4 protein-coding genes are annotated in these 2257 nt (G+C 37.7%); all 4 read right to left on the bottom strand.

Annotated elements, in window-relative coordinates; translation table 11 throughout:
* Positions 1 to 211: 211 nt before the first annotated feature.
* From Q1553_RS08330 to Q1553_RS08345, 4 genes are read right to left on the bottom strand one after another with little or no spacing between them, the layout of a single operon-like run.
* Positions 212 to 529 (bottom strand): multidrug efflux SMR transporter, encoded by a 318-nt coding sequence (locus Q1553_RS08330; protein WP_115551854.1) that lies wholly within the window; start codon positions 527 to 529, stop codon positions 212 to 214.
* Between the two features lie 25 nt (positions 530 to 554).
* Positions 555 to 869 (bottom strand): multidrug efflux SMR transporter, encoded by a 315-nt coding sequence (locus tag Q1553_RS08335; protein WP_297580002.1) that lies wholly within the window; start codon positions 867 to 869, stop codon positions 555 to 557.
* Positions 870 to 880: 11 nt separating this feature from the next.
* Positions 881 to 1264 carry a multidrug efflux SMR transporter gene (locus tag Q1553_RS08340; RefSeq protein WP_115551852.1) on the bottom strand — a complete coding sequence of 128 codons (384 nt, stop codon included), beginning with the start codon at positions 1262 to 1264 and terminating at the stop codon, positions 881 to 883.
* 1 nt (position 1265) lies between these two features.
* Positions 1266 to 1682: a multidrug efflux SMR transporter gene (locus Q1553_RS08345; protein WP_115551851.1), complete on the bottom strand. Its 417-nt coding sequence runs from the start codon at positions 1680 to 1682 to the stop codon at positions 1266 to 1268.
* Between the last annotated feature and the right edge of the window lie 575 nt (positions 1683 to 2257).

Here is a 2257-nt window from a genome sequence, read left to right on the forward strand (position 1 = left end):
TAAGTGTAGCCAATAGCACCAATGATATTACCCATTCTGTTAATAAGATTGCAGATGATATTTTAACTGATGTGAATAAGAAGAAGTTTTAGGGAGGCTCGTAGCAATTAATCCCTCAAGCATTGCGAGCAACTCACCCACTTCAGAGCAAACCTACAAGATAGAATCGTAAAATTGAGGGCAGAGGTTTTAGATTATGGAAAGTCAAAAATCAATGGGATACAAGTTTCAATCCTATGCTACATACAATAATCATACTAACACAAGTGAGTTTTGCGAGACTTTTACTCTCTCCCAGAAAAAGGATTCCGATAAGCACGCCCCCGCCTGCACCGATTCCTGTCCAAATCGCATAAGCTGTGCCCATTGAAATTTCTTGCATTGCAAGCGATAATAAACCAAAGCTAATGGACATAAAAAACAAAAGTCCCAACAAAAAGATTTTTTTGTTGGTTGTAGTAAAACTTTTCATCATCGCAACGCCTCCTATTTCCATACAACCTGCCAAAATTAAAATTATCCAATACATTATTTCCCTTTTAACAACTTATAAATCAGGGTTCCATATGCAGCAAAATAACCGCGCATAAGACGATTGCAATGCCTATATAGCCTATTATCCCGATTCTCTCCTTGAAAAACACATAGCCGCCCGCTGCTGTGCCAATAATTCCCACTGCGCCCCAAGTAGAATAAGCAACACTAAGCGGTAAATCCCGTAATGCAAACGAAAGTGCCGTGAAAGCTGCCCACACCATTAAAATGCAACCAATCGCATAGCCTTTGTGCCTAAAAGCATTAGATTTTTTGAGAAATAAATTTGCCACAATATCTAAAATTGCGGCAAGAATAACTAGAGCAAAACCCATTATATACTCTTTTATAGCTTAGAATCCACATTGTTGGGTAATTGCACTAGAGGTTTGCCTCGTTTTTGTGCCTTTAACTCGGCATAGTTAATCAGTGCGATTCCGCAAAAGCTTAAGACAATGCCTGCCTTTTGTGTCCATAGCAACTCTTCACCGAAATAAAAAATACTAATTGCCACTACACAAACCGCTCCAAGAACTTCCCAAATTGCATAAGCCACGCTAATAGAAAGTCTCTTGAGCGAAAGTGCCATAAAGTAGTAAGAGACTACAAGCAATGCAAACATACATACATAGCCAAATATCTCTCCCTCGCTAGCTTTCATAAGATTGACTGCAAGCACTTCAGTAAGAATTGCAAACACAAGCAGAATATAAGCGGTTTTTAGACTCATTCTATTTCTCTTTCACCACATCGTCCAAGCCAATTTCACTGCCTAATGATTGGGAGATACGTGAATCCTGCGCTCTGATGCTTTTAGAGCTTAATTTTAACCCAATGACTGCACAAAGCAATAAAAAAATTAAAATGACTTTGGTAAATGAAAATGGTTCGTCAAAGATGAGGATTTCACTTGATACAATTCCTGCTGTGCCAATACCGACAAATACTGCATAGACTGTGCTTGCTTCAAGCACGCGACAGGCAACAAGATTTAACACAAACGAAAGAATGATTCCTAGTGCAACTATGTTATACGCCCACATACTTTGTGCATATTTTAGCCCACTTGCCCAAAAACACTCAATAATTCCCGCTATAATCACCAAAAACCAAGCCATATTGGCGCCTACATATAATTTTTTTTTCATAAAAACCCTTAAAAATTAAAAGATAAAAAAATATTGATAAAAGAATGAGGAGGGCTAGTGAGTGGAAAATGAATGATGATAAACAAGAAGAAAAATGCTCCAAAAACCTTGGTCAAAAAACATAAACTTTCCTTTATCTTGTGCTTTTTGCGGTCTATTTTACCCTTTTTGAGCTTCAAAGATTCTGAATCTCAAAAAGGGTCTAGACGATTGATATTGGGAAAAATGTGCTTGTCTCTTATCAAGCGCACTTTACATAGAATCGCTAAAGTCAGCAGCAGCTCCTGCATAGCCTTGTGAAGCCTTAATATCTTCGCTTACCCACGTGATTTTATTCTCCGCACTCTTAAACATCACCTCTCCCATAAAGAGGCAAAAGGAGGCTCGGGATTGCGTAAGACATTGCAAATTTTGTGGATAGTCCTCTTGCATTCAGCGATTTTAAAATAATTTTTGTTAAAATCTTTAGCTTGTATAAAGATGAAATAAAGGAGAAATGATAAAAAAGATTCTATTCGTCATAGGGATATTGTTTGGTGGAATCGTCTATGGCAACAACAAAGAAGTAGAAGAAA

Source organism: Helicobacter sp. UBA3407, from assembly GCF_949747025.1.
Taxonomy (GTDB): Bacteria; Campylobacterota; Campylobacteria; order Campylobacterales; family Helicobacteraceae; genus Helicobacter_D; species Helicobacter_D ganmani.

Bases quoted from the DNA above. Each gene is read 5' to 3' on its own strand.
- Q1553_RS08330 (WP_115551854.1), bottom strand. From the start codon at position 529: ATGTATTGGATAATTTTAATTTTGGCAGGTTGTATGGAAATAGGAGGC.
- Q1553_RS08335 (WP_297580002.1), bottom strand. From the start codon at position 869: ATGGGTTTTGCTCTAGTTATTCTTGCCGCAATTTTAGATATTGTGGCA.
- Q1553_RS08340 (WP_115551852.1), bottom strand. From the start codon at position 1,264: ATGAGTCTAAAAACCGCTTATATTCTGCTTGTGTTTGCAATTCTTACT.
- Q1553_RS08345 (WP_115551851.1), bottom strand. From the start codon at position 1,682: ATGAAAAAAAAATTATATGTAGGCGCCAATATGGCTTGGTTTTTGGTG.